Below are 22,884 nucleotides of genomic sequence, written 5' to 3'. Positions count from 1 at the left end.
CCCGCACCGAGCCGGGCAAAACGGACTCAGTCCGCCCCGTCGACCGGAACAATCGGCGGCATGGACCTCTTGGAGGCGTACCGCCGGAGCCTGGCCGAATTCATCGACCGGGTGGACCAGATCCAGCCCGGCCAGTGGTCCGACCCGACACCGTGTTCGGACTGGGACGTCCGCACGCTGGTCAATCACGTGGTGACCGAGGACCGGTGGAGCGTTCCACTGCTCGCCGGGCGGACCATCGAGGAGGTCGGCGACCGCCTCGACGGTGACCAACTCGGCGCCGACCCGATCGCCACCGCGCGGGAGGCCGCCGCGCAGGCCGAGATCGCCGCCACCCACCCCGGCACGATCGACCGCACCGTGCACCTCTCCAGCGGCGACACACCGGCCGCCGAATACCTCCAGCAACTCCTCGCCGAGCACCTCGTGCACGGCTGGGACGTGGCGGTGGCGATCGGCGCGCAGCCGCAGCTCGACCCGGACGTGGTGCACGCCGCCGCCCGGTGGTTCGCCGGCCAGATCGACGCCTACCAGCGCAACAACCTGGTGCACACCGGCGTACGGGTGCCCGACGACGCCGACGAGCAGGACCACCTGCTGGCCGCGTTCGGCCGCGACCCCGACTGGGCGCCGAGCGCCTGAGCGAATCTCGATCTGTTGGTGTGACAGCGGCTGCGGACCTTGCCGTGACCTCGGGAGACTGATATCCACAGATGCGCATGCGTCACCGCGCATCTGTGGTCGGCGGCTCGCCGGCCATCCCGCTCCCACGAGGAGGTCCCGTGCCACAACCGGAGTGGTCACCCCCGATGAGCCGGCGTCGACGCCGGCTCATCGCCATCCTGGCGACGACGGCGACGGTCGCCGCGCTGCTCCCCACCGGCGTGAGCACCGCGGCCCCCACCGGCGGCGCGACATCCGCCGAGCGCCGGTCCGGGCCGTTCGCCGAGGGGCACACCCCCGCCGACGCCGACAACCGCGCCGGTACGGCGGCACCTGACGCCCGCCAACGCGGCCTGGCCCGCGTCGTCGACCCCGACGTCCGGTGGAACCGGCTCGGCACCCCACAGGCGCTCGGCCCCGGCCGCACCCCGCTGGCCAGCGGGCTGCCCGCCGACCCGGAGGCCGCCGCCCGCGCGTACCTGGCCGCCAACCAGGACCTGTTCGGCATGGACGCCGCCACGGTGGCCAGCATGGAACGGGTGCTGGTCCGACCGATCGGCAGCGGCACCGTCGTCACCCTCCGGCAACGCTTCGGCGACCTGCCCGCAGGGCCGGACGGCCTGGTCACCCTCGCGGTCGCCGACGGCGCGGTGCTCTCGGTCAGCTCCTCGCTGGCCCGCGACACCGGCACGCCGGCCCCGGCAACCCGCACACCCGAGCAGGCGTACGCCGCCGCGCTCGCCGACGCCAAGCTGACCGCCGACGCGGTGGCCAGCCACACCATCCGCCAGGTGGCAGTGCCCACCCCGCTGGACGGGCCACGGGCCGCCTACGAGGTGACCATGATCGGGGCGGACACCGAGCATCCGGCCGCGTTCACCAGCTACGTGGACGGCAGCACCGGGCAGGTGCTGGTTCGCGAGGACCTGGTCGACTACGACTCCGACAACCCGAGCTGGGCGGTCTTCCCGGCCACCCCGCCCCGTGACCTGGGCCCCGGGCAGGATCCCCGGGTGCGCTGGTGCGGCGACCCGACCCCCGGCTGCCAGGCCGCCTGGCGCGACCCGGCCACCGGCCAACCGTGGGACGTCGACGCGGCCACCGGCACGCCGACCTTCACCTCGCGCGGCAACTCGGCCAACACGGTGCTGTCCTGGGGCGCCAACACCCCGGTCGTGCCGGCCCCCACCAGCCCGGAACGCCGCTACGAGTACCCCTTCACCGACCAGTGGCACCAGGCGAAGTGCAACCCGGAGGTGTTCACCTCCGCCCAGCGCAACGACGCGGACGCGTCGATCGCCAACCTCTTCGCCATGCACAACCGGATGCACGACTGGTCGTACCAGCTGGGCTTCACCGAGTCGGCGTGGAACCTCCAGGCGGTCAACCTCACCCCGTCCGGGCTGGGCGGTGACGCCGAGCAGGGCCGTGCCCAGCAGGGCGCGTTGAGCGGCAACCGGAACAACGCCAACCAGGGCACCCCGCGCGACGGGCTGCCGCCGACCACCAACATGTACCTCTGGCAGCCGCAGGCCGGCGGGCCGTACCCGCCGTGCGTGGACGGCGACTACGACATGACGGTGATCGGCCACGAGTACACCCACGCGATCACCAACCGGATGATCGCCGGCCCGGACAGCGGGATCAGCGGCCACCAGGGCGGGTCGATGGGTGAGTCGTGGGGCGACCTGCTCGCCGCCGAGTACCTCTTCCAGCACGGGCTGCGCGCACCCGGCGAGACGCCCTTCATCACCGGTGGCTACGTCACCGGCAACCTGGTCAGCGGCATCCGCAACTACGACCTGAGCCGCAGCCCGCTCAACTACTCCGACATCGGTTACAACACCGCCGGCCCGGCCGTGCACGCCGACGGGGAGATCTGGGGCGCCACCAACTTCCGGGTCCGCTCCGCCCTGGTCAAACGGTACGGCCTCGGCACCCCGCAACGGCAGCTCGACTGCGCACTGGGGAAGGTCGCGGCGGATCAGTGCCCGGGCAACCGACGCTGGTCGCAGCTGGTCTTCGACTCGTTCCTGTTGCAGGCCGCCAGCCAGGTCAGCATGCTCGACATGCGGGACAACATGCTCACCGCCGACCTGCTCCGCTTCGGCGGCGCGAACCAGGACCTGATCTGGGCCGAGTTCGCCCGCTCCGGGATGGGCCGCGACGCCGCCACCAACGGTGCCGGCGACACCGACCCGACGCCGAGTTTCGCCTCGCCGCGCGGCGGCAACGCGACGCTCACCCTGCGCCCACGGGGAGACAGCGCCGACGCGCCGATCCGGGTGTACGTGGGGGCGTACGAGGCGCGGGCCGTACCGGTGGCCGACACCGACCCGGCGACGCCGATCCCGGACACCGTGGAGATGGTGGCCGGCACCTACGACCTGCTCGCCGTGGCCCCCGGCTTCGGGCACCAGCGGCTCAGCGTGGTCGCCAAGGCCGGCCAGGACGGGTACGTCGACCTGCGGATGAGCCGCAACCTCGCCTCCGCCGCGTCCGGCGCCACCATCAGCGGTGACGGGGTCAACCTGGACCGGGTCGTCGACGACACCGAGGCGACGAACTGGGCGTCCCTGGACGGGGTCGCCAACCGGCAGCTCACCGTGGCGCTGCCCGGCGGCACCCCGCAGACGGTCAAGCGGGTGAACGTCAGCGCGATGCTGCGCCCGGCGATCACCGGCGACGCCGACACCGGCGCGCAGAACGCGCTCACCGCGCTGCGTTCGTTCGCGGTGTCCGCCTGCAACGCGACGACCACCGACTGCGCGGATCCGGCGCGCTGGCAGCGCATCTACACCAGTGCGGCGGACGCGTTCCCCGGTGGGGCGTACCGGGCGTACAGCCGGGACATCAACCTCCGGACGTTCGCGGTACCCACCACCCTCGCCACCCACCTGCGACTCGAGGTGCTGGCGAGCCAGTGCACCGGTGGCCCGCACTACGCGGGTGAGCAGGACGACGACCCGGCCACGACGACGGACTGCGCGACCGCCAGCCCGGCCCGGAGCCAGGTCAGGATCGCCGAGTTCCAGGCGTTCTCGAAGTGACGTTCCAGGCGTTCTGGAAGTGACCCAGTGGGGCCGGCGGTACTCCGCCGGCCCCACTGCCTCCGATCAGCGGTGCGCCCGGCGCCAAGGGCCAGACACCGCCGGACGGCTCCCCACGCCGGCCGCGATCAGCGGTGCGCCCGGCGCCAAGGGCCAGACACCGCCGGACGGCTCCCCACGCCGGCCGCGATCAGCGGTGCGCCCGGCGCCAAGGGCCAGACACCGCCGGACGGCTCCCCACGCCGGCCGCGATCAGCGGTGCGCCCGGCGCCAGGGGTCGGCGACGGCCGGGCGCTCCCAGCGCCGGTCCACCGGGGGGTCGTCGGCGTCGCCGGTCTCCCCGGCGGCGGCCCGGGTCAGCTGCCGCAACCGCAGCAGCAGCCCCACCCCGAGGAAGAGCAGCAGCCCGCCGAGCAGGAACGCGACCTGTACCACGCCGAACGCGCTGGACTGCGACACCGGGCGGTCGGCCGACGGTGGTACGGCGTCGGCCGGGTAGTCGGCGGCCGGCTCCTCCGTTGCCGCGCTCTCGTCGTCGGTCGGCGCGCTCGCGGATTCGGTGGGCTCCGGCGGGCTCTTCGTCGGCTTCGGCTTGCTGGTCGGGACGCCACCCACCCCCACCACCGAACGGGTGGCGGTCTGCCGGGCCAGCAGGCGCAGGTTGGCGTCGTACGCCTCGGCGGCGAGGGTGACCCGCCCCTGGGTGACGTCCTCGTCAAACGCCATCCGGTAGCGGGCGGTGACCGTGCGCCCCGGGCAGAGCGTGCCCGGGTCGAGCTGCCGGTCGGTCAACCGGGCCACGTCACCCTCGGTACGGATCTCCAGCGGAAAGTCGCCGGTCTCCTCCACCCGGTCCATCTTCACCTGGTCGAGTCGGAGGCCCTGCACGGTGAGCACCATCGACCAGCGCACCTTGGCGCACCCGCCGCGCCGGTCCGTCTGGGAGACCACCGCGGAGATCGTCCGCACCTGCTCACCGGCGGTGAACCGGCCCGGCAGGCCGCTCATCTCGGTGGTGAAGGCCGCCTGTGCCGGGGCGGCCGCCGCCAGCTCCACCCCGCTCAGACAGGCCAGCACCACCCCTGCCCGCAGCGCGTACCGCCACACCGTCACCACCGCCGTCCTCCGTTCGGTCGCCTCCACCTGGCAACGCTAGAAGCGGGACGACGGCCGGACCAGACGGGTGTGTTCGCACCGGACGGCAAGGACGGGGTGGGTTTTCACCGACAGTGGTGAACCGGTCACCACTCCCCCGCGACACGCCGGCAGTCGGGCCGCTGGGAGAATCACGCGGTGTCCGAGCTCTCCAGCACCTTCGTCCGGCTGCACGCGCGGCTGGCCCCGGTCCCCTTCGTGCCCGAGGTGCTGTTGCACCAGGCGGATGAGCCGATCGGGCTGTGGGAGCTGACCGAGGGCGAGTTCTCCAGTGACCGGCCGCCGCCGTTCTGGGCGTTCGCGTGGGCCGGCGGGCAGGCCCTCGCCCGCTACCTGACCGACCATCCGGAGCTGGTCGCCGGCCGCCGGGTGCTCGACCTCGCCTCCGGCTCCGGCCTGGTGGCCATCGCCGCCGCCCGCGCGGGCGCGGCGTCGGTGCGCGCGGTGGAGGTGGACGAGCTGGCGGTGGCGGCGGTCGCCCTCAACGCCGAGGCCAACGGGGTACGCGTCGACGCCGAGTTCGGCGACATCCTCGACGGCGACGCCGGGGACGCCGAGGTGGTGCTCGCCGGTGACGTCTTCTACAGCGAGGCGATGGCCCGTCGGGTGCTGCGGTTCCTGCTGCGCGCCGCGCGGGCCGGCGCGCCGGCGCTGGTCGGTGACCCCGGCCGGGCGTTCCTGCCCCGGGACCGGTTCGACGAGCTGGCCGCGTACGACGTGCCGGTGCCGGAGGCGTTGGAGAGCGTGCGGGTGAAGCGCACCACCGTCTGGCGGCTGCGGACCGGGCTGCCGGGGGCCTCCGGCTAGCGTGTCCGGGTGCTGTTCCGCAGCTGGGCGCAGGTGGCCGACGCCGCATGGCCGGACGTGGCCCGGGTGCCGGACCACGTCGGCGGCACCCACCTGGTCGTGACCCGGCACGCGCTGGTCCGCCAGGTCCTCGCCGACCCGGTCACCTACCGGCCGGACAACGCCCTGGACGCGGTGACGCCGATGCCGGTGACCGCGCTGCGGGTGCTCGCCGGGCACCGGTTCCGGCTGCCGCCGACCCTGGCGAACAACTCGGGCGTCAGCCACCCGCAGATCCGGGCGATCGTCGCGGCGGCGTTGCATCCCACCCGGGTCGCCGCGCAGCGGCAGTGGCTGACCACGCTGGTCCGGGACCGGGTCGCCCGGATCGGCGCCGCGCTCGACGCCGGCGCGCCGGTCGACCTGTACGCGGACCTGGCCGCCGACCTGCCGCTGCTGGTGCTGGCCCGGCTGGTCGAGTTGCCGGACGCGCCGGTGGCGGCGGTCAAGGAGTTCGCCCGCGCCGCGCTGGAGTTGTTCTGGGCACCGCTGGACGCCGACCGGCAGGTGGCGCTCGCCGAAGAGGTGGGCCGGTTCCACCACGTACTGCGGGACTTCGCGGCCGTCGGTGGCGGTTTGGCCGCCGAGCTGCGCGCGGCCGGGCACCCGCCGGACGTGGTGGTCGGCGCGCTGTTCTTCCTGTTGGTCGCCGGGCAGGAGACCACCTCGCAGTTCCTCACCCTGCTGCTGCACCGGCTGGCCGGCGAGCCGGCGGTACGGGCCGGGCTGCGCACCGGTGCGGTGGCGGTGGCCGACGTGGTGGAGGAGGGCCTGCGGCTGGAACCACCGATCGTCACCTGGCGACGGGTGGCCGCTACGGAGAGCACGCTGGGCGCGACGGTGGTGCCGGCGGGCAGCAGCCTGGTGTTGTGGCTGGGCCGCGCCGGTCGGGACCCGGCGGTGGTGGAGTCGCCCGACGAGTTCCGTCCGGGCCAGCGGGGGTCACGCCGGCACCTGGCGTTCGGGGCGGGCGCGCACCGCTGCGTCGGGGACGTGCTGGCGCGGATGGAGGCGGCGGTGGTGGTGGCCGAGGCGGCGCCGCTGCTGGACGGGGTGACGGTGCTGCGTCCGCCCTGGTGCCCGGACAATCTCACCTTCCGGATGCCGGACGCGTTCGTGGTCCGCCGCCGCGGCACTGTCACCGGGCTGACCGGATCCTGACACCAGCTCGGTATGTTTCCGGGCGTGTCAGCCACCCCCACCCGTCGGATCCCTGCTGTCGTAACGCTTCTGGCCCTGCTGGCGTTGACCGGCTGCGCGGTCGGCCCCGGCCACCCGGCCCACGCCCGGCAGGTCACCGCCGCCGAGGCGACAGCGTCCGCGTCCGCCGCGACCCCGTCGGTGTCGCCGTCGGTGACGGCGAAACCCGCGTTCAAGAGCCTGGCCTGGTACGTGTCCCAGGTGCCGACCTTTCCCGAGGCGCCGCTGCCGCAGCCGGTGCCGCTGCCGGCGACCGGTTCGGCCCCGTTCTGGCACCGTCTGCCGACCGACCAGAAGGTCGCCTTCATCACCATCGACGACGGTGGGTTGGCCCGCCCGCCCGAGGTGATCGACTTCATCTGGGAGGCGCGCATCCCGGTCACCATGTTCCTCAACTCACCGGCGGCGGCCGAGCACACCGACTACTTCCGGCAGATCGAGGCGGTGGGCGGGGTGGTGGAGAACCACACCATCGCGCACAACTCGCTGGCCGGCCGGTCGTACGACTACCAGCGGCAGGAGATCTGCGGTGCCGCCGACCGGCTGGAGGGGCTGTTCGGCAAGCGGCCCACCCTGTTCCGGCCACCGTTCGGCGAGCATGACAGCACCACGCTGAAGGCCGCGCACGACTGCGGCGCGAAGGCCGTCTTCCACTGGACCGAGACCGTCCACGAGGGAAAGGTGCGCTACCAGACCCCGGAGAAGGTGGTCCAACCCGGCGACGTGCTGCTGATGCACTTCCGGCCGGCGCTGATGGACGACCTGCTCGCGGCGTTGAAGGCGATCCACCGGGCCGGGCTCACCCCGGCGCTGTTGGAGCAGTACGTACGGTGATCAGCCCGCCGACGACCTGACGAAAGTCGGGGGTGGGTGGTGCCGTTCGGGCGCGGTGCGGCGGCAGCCCGCTCGCCTAGCGTCAGCGCATGATCACATTACGTGGGTTGACGAAACGGTTCGGGTCGACGGTCGCTGTCGACGCGCTGACCGTCGACATCGCACCCGGCCGGGTCACCGGCTTCCTCGGCCCCAACGGCGCCGGCAAGTCCACCACCATGCGGATGGTCCTCGGGCTGGACCGTCCCACCGCCGGGCAGGCCCTGGTCGGCGGGCGCGCGTACCGCGAGTTGCGCCGGCCGCTGCACGAGGTGGGCGCGCTGCTCGACGCCCGGGCCATCCACCCGGCCCGGTCCGGCCGGGCGCACCTGCGGGCCATGGCGCACAGCAACGGCATCCCGATCCGCCGGGTCGACGAGGTGTTGGACACCGTCGGGCTGGACGGACGGGCCGCCGGCAAGCCGGGTCGGACGCTCTCCCTCGGCATGGGCCAACGGCTCGGCATCGCCGGCGCGCTGCTCGGCGACCCGCCGGTGCTGATGTTCGACGAGCCGGTGAACGGCCTCGACCCGGACGGGGTGCGCTGGGTGCGGCACCTGATGCGGTCACTCGCCGACGAGGGGCGCACCGTCTTCGTCTCCAGCCACCTGATGAGCGAGATGCAGCTCACCGCCGACCAACTCGTGGTGATCGGCCGGGGACGGCTGCTCGCCGACGCGCCGATCGGCGACGTGATCGCCCGCGGCACCGTTGCGGTCCGGGTGCGCAGCCCGCACCCGGACGGGCTGGCCGCCCTCGCCGCGCGCCTCACCGCCGCCGGAGCGAACGTCGAGGCGGCCGACCGCAACGAGCTGACCGTCACCGGCGTCACCGCGGACCAGGTCGGGGACCTGGCCCACGAGCTGGGGGTACGCCTGCACGAGCTGAGCGCGCAGGCCGCGTCGCTGGAGCAGGCGTTCATGGAGCTGACCGCCGACAGCGTCGAGTACGCCGGAGGTGCGGCGCGATGAGCACCCTCAGCCGGCACGGCGTCGTGGCCGCCGAGTGGACCAAGCTCTCCTCCGTCCGAAGCACCTGGTGGACCGCGCTGGCCGGGCTGCTGGTGATGGCGGCCAGCGCCGGTCAACTGGCCATCTACGCGGCGAACGACAACACCAACGACGACCCGACCGACGACCGGGGGATCGTCACCGTCGGCAGCGTGCTGATCGACTCGGTCGAGCTGACCCAGTACGTGGTGCTGGCGCTGGGTCTGCTCGCGATCACCGCGGAGTTCACCAGTGGCACCATCCGGACGACGTTGCAGTGCACCCCGTCCCGCGGTCGGGTACTGCTGGCCAAGGCCGCTGTCGCCGGCGCCGTCACCTTCGCGCTCGGGCTGCTGCTCGGCGGCGTCGGCGCGCTGGTCGCCCGGCCGGTGCTCGGCGAGTGGGGCAGCGCCCCGGCCGCCGACACGATCGGCGACATCGTGGCGGTGGCGGCCTACCTGGCGCTCATCGGCGTCCTCGCCCTGGGCCTCGGCGCGGCGCTGCGCAGCGCGGTGCTCACCCTCACCGTGCTCCTCGCCACCCTGATGATCGTGCCGCTGTCGCTGCAGGAGCCGGACATCGACGTGCTGAACCGGATCGCCGACGGGTTCCCCGGCGTGGCCGGCGGGCACTTCCTGGCCGGCGACACCGAGCCGTACCCACCGGTGGTCGGGCTGCTCGTGCTCGCCGGGTGGGCCGGCGCCGCGCTGCTGCTGGGCCGGGCCGCGCTGCGCCGCCGCGACGCCTGAGACCCGCGCGCTGAGCGGGGGCCGACCGGCCCCCGCTCAGCCGTCGACCAACCCCGCCTCGTACGCGAGGATCGCCGCCTGCACCCGGTTGCGCACGTCCAGTCGGGTGAAGATGCTGGTCAGGTAGCTCTTCACGGTGCCCTCCACGAGGTGCAGCCGGCGCGCGATCTCGGCGTTGGACAGGCCCGCCCCGACCAGGGCCAGCACCTCCCGTTCCCGCTCGGTCAGCCCGGCCGTACGGTCCCGGGCCGCCGGCCGGCGGGCCAACCGCCCGGCCCCCAGCTCGATCACCCGGCGGGCCACGGCCGGCGACAGGTACGCCCCGCCGTCGGCGACGGCGTGCACACCGGCGATCAGCTCACGCGGGTCGCCGGCCTTGAGCAGGAACCCGCTGGCACCGTGCCCGAGCGCCCGTGCCACGTGGTCGTCCTCGCCGAACGTGGTCAGCATGATCGTCGACGTGTCCGGCACGACCCGGCGGATCTCGGCGGCGGCGGCCAACCCGTCCAGTCGCGGCATCCGGATGTCCAGCAGCGCGACCCGGGGCCGGTGTGCCCGGACCAGCTCCACCGCCGCGTGCCCGTCGCCGGCCTCGGCGACCACCTCGATGCCGGGGTCACTCGCGAGGATGGCCCGGACACCGGCCCGGATCATCGCCTCGTCGTCGGCGAGCACGACCCGGATCGGCGGCGCCCCCGTCGTGTCGGTGTCCACTACGCGATCCACTCCTTGCTGACCAGCCGGTCATCGGTGAAGCAGAGTCGCCAGGTGGGCTCCGCGAGGGGGAAGTTGCCGTCGGTGTAGTACTCGCAGCCGGCCCGGTCGGCGGCGGCGGGGCGTTCCAACTGCCGCCGGGGCAGCCCGACCAGCTCCGACCGGGGCGCGCCGACGCGCAGCTGGTCGAAGGTGGCCCGGTCCAGCACCGTGCCGGCGGTCGCCACCGGGTAGTAGACGAGCGAGAGCACCAGGGCGAACCCGACCGGTGCGACGAGGGCCACCAGCAGACTGCGCCGGACCCGCCGCCGGGCGTCGTGTAGCCGCCGCTCGGCGTCCACCGGCCCCTCCGCCGGACCCTGTCGCTCGTCGGAGGACGCCGTCGGCCCGACCTCCACGGCCGACCCGATCGCCTCCGGCGTCGGCGCGGTGGCCGGCAGCACCGCCCGTACCGCGAAACCACCCTCGGCCCGGTGGCCGGCCGCAAGCGTTCCGCCGGCGAGACGGACCCGCTCGGCGAGGGCGAGCAGCCCACTGCCCTGCGACGGCGGGGCGGGCAGCGGGCCGGCCGCCGGGGCGTCGTTGACCACTGTCACCTCGACCCGGTCACCGTCGCGGGTGAGGCGTACGTCGACCGGCGCGCCGGGCGCGTACCGGGCCGCGTTGGTCAGCGCCTCACGGACGATCCGGTGCGCCGCGTGACCGGTCATCGCCGGCAGCTGCGCCACCGCCGGGGCGGCGTCCAGCCGTACCGCCATGCCGGCCTCCCGGGCACCCTCGACCAGGTCGGCGACGGTCTCCCCACTCGGACGCAGCGACGCGCCACCCTCCTCGCGGAGCACGCCGATGATCTCGTGCAGTCGCTCGGTGGCCGCGGAGACGCTGGCCCGCAACTCGCTCGCCGCGGTCCGGTGCTTGTCGTCCAGGTCGGCGGCGACCTCCAGGGCGGCGGCGCGCAACGCGATCAGGCTGAGGTCGTGACCGAGCGAGTCGTGCATCTCCCCGGCGATCCGAGCCCGTTCCCGCAGCCGGATCCGCTCGGCGGCACCGCGCTGCTCGCGGGTCAGCGCGTCGACGTGCCGGCGACCCGCCTCCGCGAGCTCCTGCTGCTGGCGGCGATACCGGCCCACCAGCCAGGGGAACACGGCGGCGAAGAGCAGCACCGAGGCGAGCAGGAACCAGGTGGCGGCGCCGGCACCGAGCAGTCCCAGGTTGAGCACCGTGCCACCGGCCGTGATCAGTACGAAGACCATGATCGACGGACCGGCGGTGGCGCTGCGCCGCCCAGCGAGATAGCTGAAGACCGGAATGGCGAACAGGAAGTTGCCGTCGACCAACGACCCGAGCACCACCAGCACCAGGGAGACCAACGGCTGACGTCGACTCGCCACCACCGCCGCGGTGAGCACCAGCAGGTTGCCGACCAGCAGCGGCAACGCGTACCGCGAATAGGGCGGGCTGATCCCGGCGTAGCCGACCGGGGCGGCCACCACCGCCCAGAGCAGCACGTCCAGCAGCAGGCGACGCCGCCGGTGCGGCCAACCCGGCGGCGCGGAGTGGAGGATCCGCACGGCGGCCAGGCTACCCACGCGCACCAGGCCCGGACACCGACGAAAGTCAGGTGTTCGGCAGCTCTCCCCGGCCGCGACCTGCCAGTCGTCGACCCACCTTTGGATGAGCGAGCTAATCTAAACGGTGCGGGTTCGCCCGACGGACAGCACGGAAGGAGACGCTCGATGGGTAGATCGTCACGTGCCGACGCGGCGAAGCATCGCGAAGAGGTGGTGGCCGCGACGTCCCGGCTGCTGCGGGAGCGCGGCGCGGCCGGGGTGAGCGTGCAGGACCTCATGGCGGCGGCAGGGCTCACCCACGGCGGCTTCTACAAGCACTTCAGCTCCAAGGAAGAGCTGGTGGGCATCGCCACCGGGACCGCGCACCACGAGATCCAGAGCTTGCTGGACAAGCTCCTCGGCGAGTTCCCGGACCGGACGGAGGCCCGCGCCGAACTCCTCGCCCAGTACCTCGCCGCCACCCACCGCGACTCGCCGGGCGACGGGTGCTCCATCACGGCGCTGGCCTCGGACGCCGCCCGAGGGCCGGCCGAAGGCCCGCTGCGGAAGGCGTACGTGGCCGGGCTGGAGTCCATTCTCGGCCAGGTTGCCGAGTACCAGGACGCGGAGGGCGAGGAGGCCCGCCGCCGGGCGATCGTCGATCTGACGTCGATGGTCGGGGCACTCACCCTGGCCCGGGCGACGAGTGGGACACCACTGTCGGACGAGATCCTCGACGTCGTCCGCGACGCCCTCACGCGGTAGCTCAACCCCGCTCGATCCAGAGCCCGGCCGGCGACCACCGCCCCGAGGCTCGGTTGCCGCGCGCCCCCGCCGCTTCGCACACCCCCTGCGTGCCACCCCTCGATGGCCGCCTGCGCTGGTCACCTGCCGCATCGCCCGCACAGCTGAGATTTAGATTACGTAGCCAATCTTACTGGCGGTGATAGATTATGTCCGTCATCTAAAGAACCGGTCGGGGTCCGCCGGATGGCGAGCGCCCCGGAAAGCGCCGAACCCGGCGACCACCGACCTCAGCTGGATCAGATCCGAACGGGAGAAGGACCATGTCAATGCTCACCGCGCCCAACCAGACCGTGCAGGCCGACAGCGGGACGACCTACACATACCGGCGATTCGGCAGGGCAGGCGGCACGCCGGTGGTCTTCCTGCAGTGCTTCCGGGGCAACATCGACATCTGGGACCCGGCACTGGTGGACGACATCGCCGCCGAGCGCGAGGTCATCCTCTTCGACGCCAGCGGGGTCGGCGGATCGACCGGGCAGGTGCCCACGACCGTACGGGAGTTCGCCCGGGACGCCATCGCGTTCATCGACGCGCTCGCGTTGACCACCGTGGACCTGTTCGGCTTCTCACTGGGCGGATTCGTCGCACAGAGCGTCGTCCTGCAGCGCCCCTACCTGGTACGTCGGCTCATCCTCGCCGGCACCGGGCCGCAGGGTGGACGTGGCTTCCACGCCTGGTCCGAAGAGACCCGCGGACACGCCTACCGGGAGGCACAGGACGCCGAGGACCTGCTCTACCTCTTCTTCGCCCCGACCGAGGAGAGCCGGGCCAAGGGCATGGAGTACGTCGGGCGCATCTTCACCCGCCAGGAGGACCGCGACGCCCCCACGACACTCGCCGTACGGGACGCGCAGGCCGAGGCCATCGCCGACTGGGGCATCCCCAGCGCCGCCCTGCTCGACCGGCTGGCCGCGATCCAGCAGCCCACCCTGGTGGCGAACGGCAACCACGACATCCTGGTGCCCACCGCCAACTCGTACCTGCTCGCCGGGCACCTGCCGAACGCCGAGCTGATCATCTACCCGGACGCCAACCACGGGTTCCTCTTCCAGTACCCGCACGAGTTCGCCGGCGAGGTCAACCGGTTCCTGTCCGCCGCGTGACCACTGCCGCCGCGCTCCGACGTCCGGAGCCCTCTGCGCTCTGACGTCCGGCATCCCCGGTTGCGGGCCGACCACGGCCGGCAACCGGGGCGGAGCCCCGGCCCGCCCGGACACCGACGGTCAGGTGTTCAGCTGCTCTCCTCGGCCCAGACCCGCCAGTCGTCGAGCACGCCGTGCAGGGCCGGGGTGAGCCAACCCGGCGCGGACCGCCGGAACACACCCGGATCCATCGCCCCCGCGCCGTCGGGCAGCGCGCCGAGCAGGTTCGGCACCATGTCGGTGAGATTCGTCCAGTGCACCAGCTCCGGCCTGGTCGGCCAGGCACCGATCACCACGCCGGCCGGCACCGCCCGACGGTCCAGCGCCTCCAGCGTCAACGCGGTGTGGTTGAGCGTGCCCAACCCGGCGCGGGCGACCACCACCGCCGGCGCGCCGAGCGACACCGCCAGGTCCGCCATCGTCCACGGCTCACCCGACGGCCGCAGCCCCATCGGCACCAGCAACCCACCCGCGCCCTCGACCAACACCAGGTCGTGCTTGTCCGCCTCCGCACGCACCGCGTCCACCGCCGTGTACAACTCCAGCGGCGGCAGGTCGGCAACCCGCGCGGCAGCCAACGGTGCCAGCGGATCCGGATAACTCGCCAACGTCCGACCGGTCAACGGCGCAGCCAACCGGTTGACCGAGTCCACGTCACCGGGCTCACCACCGGCCGTACCGGTCTGACCCGGTTTGATCACCGCCACCCGCAACCCGGCCGCCTGCGCGGCGGCCGCGATCGCCGCGGTCACCACCGTCTTGCCGACCTCGGTGTCCGTCCCGGTCACCAGAACCGGCCCCGCCCACCCGCTCACGGCGACACCTCAGTTCGCGACTGCGGGGCTCGCAAACCCGGCTCACTCCTCGCGCTCACCGGACCACCCCTGTTCGCGACTGCGGGGCTCGCAAACCCGGCTCACTCCTCGCGCTCACCGGACCACCCCTGTTCGCGACTGCGGGGCTCGCAAACCCGGCTCACTCCTCGCGCTCACCGGACCACCCCTGTTCGCGACTGCGGGGCTCGCAAACCCGGCTCACTCCTCGCGCTCACCGGACCACCCCTGTTCGCGACTGCGGGGCTCGCAAACCCGGCTCACTCCTCGCGCTCACGGTGCACTGTCCACAATGACGTCCAGCGCCCGCTCGAACGCCGCGCGCGGCACCCCCGCGCTGACCGTGAGGCGTAGGCGGGAACGGCTGTCCGGGGTGGACGGCGGCCGGAAACAACCCACCGCGACGCCCCGGTCCCGGCAGTCAGCGGCCCAGTCGGTCGCCGCCTCCGGCCCGGGGGCGGTCACCGAGATCACCGCCGCGTCCGGGGCGGAGACGGTCAGCCCGGCCGCCCGCAGGCGACCGACCGCGAGCGCCACCCGGTCGGACAACTCGGCGCGCAGGTCGTCACTGGCCTGGGCGAGCCGCAACGCGGCGTGCACACCGGCGGCGACCGCCGGCGGCAGTGCCGTGTCGAAGATGAACGTGCGCCCGGTCTCGATCAGGTGCCGGACGAACTCGGCCGGGCCGGCGACGACACCACCCGCGCCACCGAGCGCCTTGGACAGGGTGGCGGTGACCACCACGTCCGGCTCGCCGGCCAGCCCGCTGGCCGCGACCGCGCCCGCTCCGGCCGGGCCGGTGAGGCCGAGCGCGTGCGCGTCGTCGACCAGCAGCAACGCGCCGTGCCGGCGGGCCACGGAGTGCAGCCGAGCCAGTGGGGCGAGGTCCCCGTCGACCGAGAAGATCGACTCGGTCACCACCACCGCCGGACGACCGGGAGCGGACGCGAGCGCGGCGGCGACCGCGTCCACGTCAGCGTGCGGGGTGACCACCGTCTCGGCGCCGGAGAGCCGGCAACCGTCGATCAGCGACGCGTGGTTGTGCGCGTCGGAGACGAGCAGCGTCCGAGGTTGGACGAGCGCCCGCAGCGCACCGAGGTTGGCCAGGTAGCCGGAGGAGAAGACCAGGGCGCTGTCGGTGCCCAGCCAGCGGGCCAGGTCCTCCTCCAGCGCCCGGTGCGCGTCGGTGGAGCCCCGCACCAGGCGCGACCCGGTCGCCCCCAGCCCGTACGCCGAGAGTGCCGCCGTGGCCGCGGCGGTGACCTCCGGGTGGGTGGCCAGGCCGAGATAGTCGTTGCCGGCCAGATCGGTCATCTGGTCGTCGGCCGGACGCGGGCGCAGCCGCCGGGTGAGCCCGGCCTTCGCCCGCAGCTCGGCGCGGCGGTCGAGCGCCGCGAGCCAGTCCGCCACCGTCACCCTCCCCCGCTTGCCTGCCGGTCAGCCCGACACCCGCCGGGCGAAATTACCACCCGCCGCCACCGGCCCGGCGATTCCACTCGGTGTGCGGTGCCGACCGGGCTGCCAGGTCATTCCGGCTGATCGGAGAGCCGAGGCCTGCGACGGGCCCCGGCAGCGACCGAGGGCTTTGGCACAGGCCTAGTAGGGTACGAGCCATGCCAGAGATCCTCGACCAGGCCCGGACCCAGGTCCTGGGTGACGGTGTCGGCCTCGATCAGGCCGGCGTCCTCGCCGTGTTGAACCTGCCCGACGAGCACCTGCCCGCCGCCCTCCAGCTCGCCCACGAGGTGCGGATGCGCTGGTGCGGCCCGGAGGTCGAGGTCGAGGGAATCGTTTCGCTCAAGACCGGCGGCTGCCCGGAAGACTGCCACTTCTGCTCGCAGTCGGGCCTGTTCACCTCACCGGTGCGCTCGGTCTGGCTGGACATTCCGTCGCTGGTCGAGGCGGCGAAGCAGACCGCCGCGACCGGGGCTACCGAGTTCTGCATCGTCGCCGCTGTCCGCGGTCCGGACGCCCGGCTCATGAAGCAGATGCGCGAGGGTGTCGCCGCCATCAAGGCGGCGGTCGACATCCAGGTCGCCGCGTCGCTGGGCATGCTCACCAAGGAGCAGGTCGACGACCTGGTCGACATGGGTGTGCACCGGTACAACCACAACCTGGAGACCTGCCGGTCGTACTTCCCCAACGTGGTCACCACCCACTCGTGGGAGGAGCGCTGGGAGACGCTGCGGATGGTTCGCGACTCCGGCATGGAGGTGTGCTGCGGCGGCATCCTCGGCCTCGGCGAGACCGTCGAGCAGCGGGCTGAGTTCGCCGCGCAGCTCGCCGAGTTGGACCCGCACGAGGTGCCGCTCAACTTCCTCAACCCGCGCCCCGGCACCCCGCTGGGTGACCGCCCGGTGGTGGAGGGCAAGGACGCGCTGCGGGCCATCGCCGCGTTCCGGTTGGCCATGCCGCGCACCATCCTGCGGTACGCCGGTGGTCGTGAGATCACCCTCGGCGACCTCGGCACCCGCGACGGTCTGCTCGGCGGCATCAACGCGGTGATCGTCGGCAACTACCTGACCACGCTGGGTCGACCGGCCACTGCCGACCTGGAGCTGCTCAACGAGCTGAAGATGCCGGTCAAGGCTCTCTCCGCCACGCTGTGACGACCATGACGACCACCGAGCTGTGGTGCGACCGGTGCGGTGAGGCGGCGACGGCCACCGCCCACCCGGGCTGCGCGTCGGCCCGCCAGTTGGAGCCGCCCCGGTTCTGCCAGCACTGCCGACGTCGGATGAAGGTGCAGGTGCTGCCGGTGGGCTGGTCGGCGGTCTGCGTCGAGCACGGCGAGATCCGGGGCTGAGCCGGTGCTGCGCGGGCGGGCGGTGACCCTACGACCGGCGACGGCCGCGGACGTGCCGGCCCTCACGGCGATCCGGGCCGACCCGGAGGTACGCCGGTGGTGGCGGGGCGGCGACGACCTGGCCGATTCGGTGCGCGCCGACCTCGCCGACGACGACCTGCACGTGTATGCGATCGAGCACGACGGCCGGGTGATCGGCGCGATCCAGTGGTACGCCGAGTCGGACCCGGACTACCGGCACGCCAGTCTGGACGTCTTCCTCGACCCGGCGGTACGCGGTGCCGGCCTCGGCGGTGACGCCATCCGCACCCTGGCCCGGCACCTGATCGACGAGTACGGCCACCACCGCTTCACCATCGATCCGGCGGCGGCGAACAGCGCCGCCATCCGGGCGTACGCGAAGGTCGGTTTTCGGCCGGTGGGGGTGCTGCGCCGTTACGAGCGCGGCGCGGACGGCCGCTGGCACGACGGCCTGTTGATGGACCTGCTCGCCGACGATCTCGTGGAGTGAGTGGAAGTCTCAACCGTCCCAGCACAGCTGCCCGTCGGGGAGTCTGCGGGCGCCCTCGGCGGGCTGGTGAGGGCTGAGCCGCCCGTCCGGCAGCAGATGCGCCACCGGCGTTCCGTGACCGAGAACCGCGACGTCGGCGATCAGCCGGCGGTGGCAGCGCCACCACAGGCTCTCGCTGCACATCACCGCGGTGCTCCGCTGGGCCGCGTCCGCCAGCACCCCGGTCAGCGCCGCGTCGAACTCCGGCGTGCGGGTGTGCGCGGCGTACGCCCGGAACGCCGCGACCTTCCACCAACTGTCCGGCTCGGGCTCCCCGGCGGGGATGTGTCGGCGTCCACCGAGGCGCGGCTCCCAGCGGTAGTCGATCCCGTACTCGGGCAGCCACCGCTCAAGCTCCTCCCGCCGTACGTCCGGATTGGTGCGGCTGGCGGGGTACCGCCGCACGTCCACCACCAGGGCCACCCCGGCCCCGGTCAGCAACTCCCCCAGCCGCACCCGGTCGGCTGCGCCGTGCCCGACGGTCAACAACTGCGCCACCACGCCAAGATGCCCTGAATCGCGGCGCGTTATCCCCGACCCCTCGGACGAGATCACCGGGTCGGTGCGGGCGGGCAACCGGCTGGTCCCGCCAGCGGTCGGTTTTCGGCGACAAAAGGGGATCGTGGGCGGTTGCCGTTCCGCGGCGAGAACGGCAACCACCCACGATCTCGCGATGCGGGTCAGGCGATGGTGCAGGTGGTGTTGTTGACGGTGAAGGCGGTCGGCTTCGGGTTGCTGCCGTTGTGGTTGCCGTTGAAGCCGAAGCTCACCGACGCGCCCGGCGCGATCGTGCCGTTGTAGGACAGGTTCGTGGCGGTGACCGCCGTGCCGGTCTGGCTGACCGTCGCCGACCAGCCCTGGCTGACGGTCTGCCCGCCGGCGAAGCTGAACCGCAGGGTCCAGCCGTTGATCGCGGTGGTGCCGGTGTTGGTGATCGACACGTTGGCGGTGAAGCCGGTGCTCCAGTCGGTGGTGGCGTACCCCACCGAGCAGGTGCCACCGACCGGCGGGGCCGCGGTGGTCACCGCTACCGGCGCGGACGCCGCGGAGGTGTTGCCCGCCGCGTCGACTGCCACCACGTAGAACTGGTAGGCGGTCGAGGCGGTCAGCCCGGTCACCGCGGCAGTGGTGCCGGTGGGTGAGCCGACGAGCGCGTCGGTGGTGCCGGCCTCGCGGTAGACCCGGTACCCGGTGACGCCCACGTTGTCGGTGGACGCCGCCCAGCTCAGTGTGAGTCCGGTCGCGGTGACCGTCGAGGCGACGGGGGTGCCGGGCGCGGTCGGTGCGGTGGTGTCCGGTGCCGGTCCGGCCGGCGTGGTGACGCTGACGGCAGCCGACGACGCCGACCGGTTGCCGGCGCCGTCGAGGGCCCGCACGGTGAACTGGTACGTCCGCTCCGGCAGCAGCCCGGTCACCGCGAGCGTGTTGGTGGTGGCGGTCCGCAGCACCAGCGCGTCGCTGCCGGTCTGCGACTGGGTGATCTCGTAGCCGGCCAGGCCGCTGCCGCCCGTGTCGGTGGACGCCGCCCAGGTCAGCGTGAGTCCGCTCGACGTGACGGCGGACGCGGCGGGTGTGCCGGGGACGGTCGGCGCGGTGGTGTCCGGGACGACCGGGCCGGGCTCCTCGCCCCAGACGCGGGTGGTGCCGGAGTAGAGCGGCACCTTCCGGTTCGGCCCGGCGGTGGCCTGGTACGACGGGTCGTTGGTCGGGTCCCAGGTGCCGCCCTCCGGCACGCCCACCTTGAACTGGACCTCCATCCGGTGCTGCGACTGACCCGCCGGGGCGATGGTGTACCCGGTGCAGTCCACCTCGACGTACCAGATGTCCCCGCTGAACTGCTTGGCGGTGGTCGGGGACGGGCACCCCTGGGTGTAACCGGCGGTCACCTGCACCGGGCCGGTGCCGTCGGGCCGGAAGTAGTACCGGAACTTCCCGTCGGTCAGCGCGCGGGCCGGGAACGCGGACTTGTTGTAGACCATCACCTTGAGCCCGGTGGCCCGCGGTTCGGCCTGCGCCACAGTGGTCTCCACCGTCAGCTCGTCGATGTCCGGCGTCTCGGCGACCGGGAAGTTCGCCAGCGGGGTGCCGCCGTACTCGGAGGTCAGCCGGACCAGCGCGGAGGTGAAGCCGGCGTTGTAGTCGGTGGCCACCTCGTTCATCACGTAGTCCGACCGGCTGTCGCTGTACGCGTCGTTGGCCGAGGACGGGCCGCCGACCAGCGCGCCGTAGAGGGTGTGCCGGGTCTCGACGGGCACGGTCTGGCTGTCCCACCAGGAGCCGTGCGCGGTGCGGTGGTGCGGGTTCTTCGGTGAGTTGGCGCCGAACCCGATGACGTAGCTGGAGTTGCGCGGGTTGTCGCCGAGCGCGTAGTTGATCTGCCGGACGGCGAAGTCGTGGTAGCGCGCCTTACGGGTGGTGTCGGTGGTCTTGTCGCTGTAGACCAGCGCGGCGAACGAGGTGTTCGCGGCGTAGCGCAGCGCGCCCCAGGAGTCGAGCACCGCCATCCCGCCCGGCGAGTACGGCACCCGCTGCCCGTTCACCCCGACGGTCCAGTAGTCCAGCCACCGGTTGGCGTCGTCGACGTACTTCTGCTTGCCGGTCAGGTTGGCCAGCAGCACGTACGCCCCGAACTGCTTGTTGTCCCAGGCGATGGTCCACTTGTAGGAGCGGGTGGTGGTCTGGTTCTCGGTGCCGAGCTTGTCGTACTCGCTCTCGGCCTTGGTCAGGTAGCTGGCCTCGCCGGTGGCCCGGTGCAGCCAGATCGCGGCCCAGACCAGCTCGTCCTGCCAGCCGCTCCAGGACCGGTAGAAGCTCGTGGCGTCGGTGATGCACTCGTGGTAGGCCTTGCGCACCGTGTCGGCGAAGGTGTAGAGCTGCCGGGCGTGCCCGAGCAGCTTGTCCGCGTAGGCGGCGTCGGTGGGCCGGAACACCATCGAGGAGGCGGCCATCGCCGCCGCCGTCTCCCCCGCCAGGTCCGCGCCGCCACAGCTCGCATCGATCTTGTACGCGGGCCGCGCCATCGGCATCACCTCGGCCGGGCCCCACCACTTGTGGTCGTCGTCGCCCTTGCCGACCTGCCCGTAGAGGACGTTGGCCGACGGGTGCGCCTTGATGAAGTAGTCGTTGACGAAGCGCAGGTTGTTGAGCAGGTGCGGCAGTTGGCCGGAGGTGGTGTAGCCGCTGCGGTACTCCACCGCGCCCCAGGCGAGCATGGTGGCGCTGAACGCCATCGGGAAGCCGAACTTCACGTGGTCGCCGGCGTCGTACCAGCCGCCGGTGAGGTCGACACCCGCGCTGGCACCGTCGGTGAGCGCGCTGTCGCCGCGCCAGGAGACCCGGTTCCAGTCGGGCAGCCGGCCGGACTGCTGCGCCTCGTAGAAGAGCAGCGACTTCTGCAACGCCTCGGCGTAGTTGTAGGTCGCCGCTGGCGCGGCCGAGGCGGGCGCGGACGGCGGCGCGGTCACCGCGAGGGACGCGCCGGTGAGCAGCGCGACGCCGATGGCCAGCAGTCGCCGTGGCCAGGGCTGGTCGGCGGCCGGTGACCGGCCGGGCTGGCCGCTGAACGGCCGGGTCAGGTGGCGCATGGCGGGCTCCTGTCGGAGGCGCCGCCGGCGGTCGCACCGACGCGGGACGGCGTACGGGCGGCACGGCCACCGGCGACAGCGGGGGTGGCGGTGTGACCATGGGCCGTGGAAGCGCTCCCATGGATAGTCGACAATGTAATGTGCACGTCGTCGAATGGGAAGCCCGCGTTGCGCGCCAGCGCCGCAGCCCTCGCGAGCGTTACGGCGACACGCGCACGCCAGCCCGGAAGGTCGACCCGGAAGGCACTTCCCGTCCAAGACGTCGTCCCAGCTCAGACCGGTTGGCCGATGCCGTCGGCAGGCCCCCCGCATGGGATCATGGGCGGCCCCCTCGACCAATCCCGAAGGATTCCTCATGCCACTGCGTCGGCGCCTGACGCGCGCGGCCGTCCGCACGGCCACCGTCACGGCCGTTCTCGCCATCGCCTCCCCGGCCTGGGCATCGAGCATCGTCCCCCTCAACCCCGCCCACGCGGGCGCCACGGCGGGGACGTTCCAGCAGGAGTGCCAGGATCCCAAGTTCGGCACGCGACCCACCAACCAGGACGGCTGGCACTTCGTGCTGCCCACCAGGCGCGCCGGCGACTTCCAGAGCCTGACCTTGACCTTCAAGGACACCTCGGGCGTCTCGGTGACGGTGACGGTGCCGAACGCCACGGATCCGTACACCGACTTCCTGTCCGCCAACGGCGGCGGCGACAAGCAGGTGAAGCACGCCTACCTCTTCACCCCGGCGGGATGGACGTTGACCGGCGGCAGCGCCCAGGTCAGCGGCGAGGGCGACAAGTTCAACCTCAGCCACACGTGCGCCGGCGCCGGCACCACCGCGTCGCCGACCCCGACCACGCCGACCACGCCGATCACGGAGACGCCGACGCCGGCGCCGACCACCGACTCGCCGACGCCGACCACCCCGACGCCGACCACCCCGACGCCGACCACCCCGACGCCGACGCCGACGGGCTCGCTCTCGCCGTCGGAGTCGGTGGCGCCCGGCGGATCAGCCTCGACCCCGGGAGGCGCTGGCGGCGGCGACAACGGGGGCAGCCTCCCGCTCACCGGCGTGGCCGTCACCAGCATCGCCCTCGGCGGTGTCGCCCTGATCGGTGGCGGCGCCCTGCTGATGATGCGTCGCCGACGCGACCGGATCACCTTCACCAGCTGACCGACGAACACCCACGACCGGTTCCGGACATCGCTCCGGGGCCGGTCGTGGGCGTTTCGCATGCCTCGCTCCTCCACATCGGAGGTCCCCCGGCCCGCCTTTCGTACTGACGGGTAACCAAGCCAACAACGTCACAACATTCATGTATTTCGATGAAGTGTCCGCCGTACCCGCTGGTCACGGCCATTCGTCGCGAGTCGAACACCGG

Annotated in this window: 20 protein-coding genes; 13 read left to right on the top strand and 7 right to left on the bottom strand. The window is 72.9% G+C overall.

The genetic code is table 11. The features are described from left to right. The first annotated feature begins 60 nt into the window (after nt 1–60). Together ACX27O_RS14665 and ACX27O_RS14660 are read left to right on the top strand one after the other, a co-directional pair. Nucleotides 61–642, top strand: a complete 582-nt coding sequence (locus ACX27O_RS14665; protein ID WP_030336109.1) for a TIGR03086 family metal-binding protein — start codon at nt 61–63, stop codon at nt 640–642. A gap of 140 nt (nt 643–782) precedes the next feature. Then, nucleotides 783–3,713 carry a M36 family metallopeptidase gene (locus ACX27O_RS14660; protein WP_458939560.1) on the top strand — a complete coding sequence of 977 codons (2,931 nt, stop codon included), beginning with the start codon at nt 783–785 and terminating at the stop codon, nt 3,711–3,713. Nucleotides 3,714–3,965: 252 nt separating this feature from the next. Here the strand turns inward: ACX27O_RS14660 and ACX27O_RS14655 are convergent, their stop codons facing one another. Further along, the gene (locus tag ACX27O_RS14655; RefSeq protein ID WP_245233729.1) at nt 3,966–4,856 is read right to left on the bottom strand and encodes a hypothetical protein; all 891 of its coding nucleotides are present in this window, start codon (nt 4,854–4,856) and stop codon (nt 3,966–3,968) included. Between the two features lie 150 nt (nt 4,857–5,006). On the opposite strand from ACX27O_RS14655, the gene ACX27O_RS14650 reads away from it, so the two are divergent. The 5 genes from ACX27O_RS14650 to ACX27O_RS14630 all read left to right on the top strand — a co-directional run bounded on the left by ACX27O_RS14650 (nt 5,007) and on the right by ACX27O_RS14630 (nt 9,525). After that, nucleotides 5,007–5,675, top strand: coding sequence for a class I SAM-dependent methyltransferase (locus tag ACX27O_RS14650; protein WP_030336114.1), 669 nt, complete (start codon nt 5,007–5,009; stop codon nt 5,673–5,675). A gap of 9 nt (nt 5,676–5,684) precedes the next feature. Further along, on the top strand, nt 5,685–6,875 hold the full coding sequence (locus ACX27O_RS14645) for a cytochrome P450 (RefSeq protein ID WP_030336116.1): 1,191 nt from the start codon (nt 5,685–5,687) through the stop codon (nt 6,873–6,875). Between the two features lie 24 nt (nt 6,876–6,899). Then, nucleotides 6,900–7,748, top strand: a complete 849-nt coding sequence (locus tag ACX27O_RS14640; RefSeq protein ID WP_309140788.1) for a polysaccharide deacetylase family protein — start codon at nt 6,900–6,902, stop codon at nt 7,746–7,748. A gap of 89 nt (nt 7,749–7,837) precedes the next feature. Continuing rightward, a complete protein-coding gene (locus ACX27O_RS14635; RefSeq protein ID WP_458939559.1) occupies nt 7,838–8,758 on the top strand; it encodes an ABC transporter ATP-binding protein in 921 nt (306 codons plus the stop codon). Further along, the gene (locus ACX27O_RS14630; protein ID WP_458939558.1) at nt 8,755–9,525 is read left to right on the top strand and encodes an ABC transporter permease; all 771 of its coding nucleotides are present in this window, start codon (nt 8,755–8,757) and stop codon (nt 9,523–9,525) included. The genes ACX27O_RS14635 and ACX27O_RS14630 overlap by 4 nt, the downstream gene beginning before the upstream one ends. Nucleotides 9,526–9,561: 36 nt before the next feature. Here ACX27O_RS14630 and ACX27O_RS14625 read toward each other — a convergent pair whose 3' ends face one another. Continuing rightward, nucleotides 9,562–10,179 carry a response regulator gene (locus ACX27O_RS14625; RefSeq protein WP_030336123.1) on the bottom strand — a complete coding sequence of 206 codons (618 nt, stop codon included), beginning with the start codon at nt 10,177–10,179 and terminating at the stop codon, nt 9,562–9,564. Nucleotides 10,180–10,238: 59 nt separating this feature from the next. Further along, the gene (locus tag ACX27O_RS14620; protein WP_280940614.1) at nt 10,239–11,810 is read right to left on the bottom strand and encodes a sensor histidine kinase; all 1,572 of its coding nucleotides are present in this window, start codon (nt 11,808–11,810) and stop codon (nt 10,239–10,241) included. A 165-nt stretch (nt 11,811–11,975) separates the two neighbouring features. Here ACX27O_RS14620 and ACX27O_RS14615 point away from each other — a divergent pair, with 165 nt between their 5' ends. Then, a complete protein-coding gene (locus ACX27O_RS14615; RefSeq protein WP_210860894.1) occupies nt 11,976–12,554 on the top strand; it encodes a TetR/AcrR family transcriptional regulator in 579 nt (192 codons plus the stop codon). 302 nt (nt 12,555–12,856) lie between these two features. Next, nucleotides 12,857–13,699: an alpha/beta fold hydrolase gene (locus ACX27O_RS14610; protein WP_030336127.1), complete on the top strand. Its 843-nt coding sequence runs from the start codon at nt 12,857–12,859 to the stop codon at nt 13,697–13,699. A gap of 128 nt (nt 13,700–13,827) precedes the next feature. On the opposite strand, the gene bioD is transcribed toward ACX27O_RS14610, so the two are convergent. Then, nucleotides 13,828–14,553: a dethiobiotin synthase gene (bioD, locus tag ACX27O_RS14605; RefSeq protein ID WP_030336129.1), complete on the bottom strand. Its 726-nt coding sequence runs from the start codon at nt 14,551–14,553 to the stop codon at nt 13,828–13,830. A 291-nt stretch (nt 14,554–14,844) separates the two neighbouring features. Beyond that, entirely contained in the window at nt 14,845–15,981 is a 1,137-nt protein-coding gene (locus ACX27O_RS14600; protein ID WP_358126865.1) for an 8-amino-7-oxononanoate synthase, read from the bottom strand. A gap of 203 nt (nt 15,982–16,184) precedes the next feature. On the opposite strand from ACX27O_RS14600, the gene bioB reads away from it, so the two are divergent. From bioB to ACX27O_RS14585, 3 genes are read left to right on the top strand one after another with little or no spacing between them, the layout of a single operon-like run. Beyond that, nucleotides 16,185–17,180: a biotin synthase BioB gene (bioB, locus tag ACX27O_RS14595; RefSeq protein WP_030336132.1), complete on the top strand. Its 996-nt coding sequence runs from the start codon at nt 16,185–16,187 to the stop codon at nt 17,178–17,180. 5 nt (nt 17,181–17,185) lie between these two features. Continuing rightward, nucleotides 17,186–17,377 carry a biotin synthase auxiliary protein BsaP gene (bsaP, locus tag ACX27O_RS14590; RefSeq protein WP_030336135.1) on the top strand — a complete coding sequence of 64 codons (192 nt, stop codon included), beginning with the start codon at nt 17,186–17,188 and terminating at the stop codon, nt 17,375–17,377. Nucleotides 17,378–17,381: 4 nt separating this feature from the next. Next, entirely contained in the window at nt 17,382–17,888 is a 507-nt protein-coding gene (locus ACX27O_RS14585; protein ID WP_030336137.1) for a GNAT family N-acetyltransferase, read from the top strand. A 9-nt stretch (nt 17,889–17,897) separates the two neighbouring features. On the opposite strand, the gene ACX27O_RS14580 is transcribed toward ACX27O_RS14585, so the two are convergent. Then, nucleotides 17,898–18,425 carry a DUF488 domain-containing protein gene (locus ACX27O_RS14580; protein WP_030336138.1) on the bottom strand — a complete coding sequence of 176 codons (528 nt, stop codon included), beginning with the start codon at nt 18,423–18,425 and terminating at the stop codon, nt 17,898–17,900. A gap of 182 nt (nt 18,426–18,607) precedes the next feature. Further along, the gene (locus tag ACX27O_RS14575) at nt 18,608–21,511 is read right to left on the bottom strand and encodes a glycoside hydrolase family 9 protein (protein ID WP_458939557.1); all 2,904 of its coding nucleotides are present in this window, start codon (nt 21,509–21,511) and stop codon (nt 18,608–18,610) included. 355 nt (nt 21,512–21,866) lie between these two features. Here ACX27O_RS14575 and ACX27O_RS14570 point away from each other — a divergent pair, with 355 nt between their 5' ends. Further along, nucleotides 21,867–22,676, top strand: coding sequence for an LPXTG cell wall anchor domain-containing protein (locus ACX27O_RS14570; protein ID WP_458939556.1), 810 nt, complete (start codon nt 21,867–21,869; stop codon nt 22,674–22,676). Nucleotides 22,677–22,884 lie beyond the last annotated feature (208 nt).

It is taken from the genome of Micromonospora sp. SD19, from assembly GCF_054462275.1.
This window is presented reverse-complemented; position numbering and strand designations above follow the sequence as displayed.

Bases quoted from the DNA above. Each gene is read 5' to 3' on its own strand.
- ACX27O_RS14630 (WP_458939558.1), top strand. From the start codon at position 8,755: ATGAGCACCCTCAGCCGGCACGGCGTCGTGGCCGCCGAGTGGACCAAG.
- ACX27O_RS14615 (WP_210860894.1), top strand. From the start codon at position 11,976: ATGGGTAGATCGTCACGTGCCGACGCGGCGAAGCATCGCGAAGAGGTG.
- ACX27O_RS14575 (WP_458939557.1), bottom strand. From the start codon at position 21,511: ATGCGCCACCTGACCCGGCCGTTCAGCGGCCAGCCCGGCCGGTCACCG.
- ACX27O_RS14610 (WP_030336127.1), top strand. From the start codon at position 12,857: ATGTCAATGCTCACCGCGCCCAACCAGACCGTGCAGGCCGACAGCGGG.
- bioB (WP_030336132.1), top strand. From the start codon at position 16,185: ATGCCAGAGATCCTCGACCAGGCCCGGACCCAGGTCCTGGGTGACGGT.
- ACX27O_RS14625 (WP_030336123.1), bottom strand. From the start codon at position 10,179: ATGATCCGGGCCGGTGTCCGGGCCATCCTCGCGAGTGACCCCGGCATC.
- ACX27O_RS14665 (WP_030336109.1), top strand. From the start codon at position 61: ATGGACCTCTTGGAGGCGTACCGCCGGAGCCTGGCCGAATTCATCGAC.
- ACX27O_RS14635 (WP_458939559.1), top strand. From the start codon at position 7,838: ATGATCACATTACGTGGGTTGACGAAACGGTTCGGGTCGACGGTCGCT.
- ACX27O_RS14570 (WP_458939556.1), top strand. From the start codon at position 21,867: ATGCCACTGCGTCGGCGCCTGACGCGCGCGGCCGTCCGCACGGCCACC.
- bsaP (WP_030336135.1), top strand. From the start codon at position 17,186: ATGACGACCACCGAGCTGTGGTGCGACCGGTGCGGTGAGGCGGCGACG.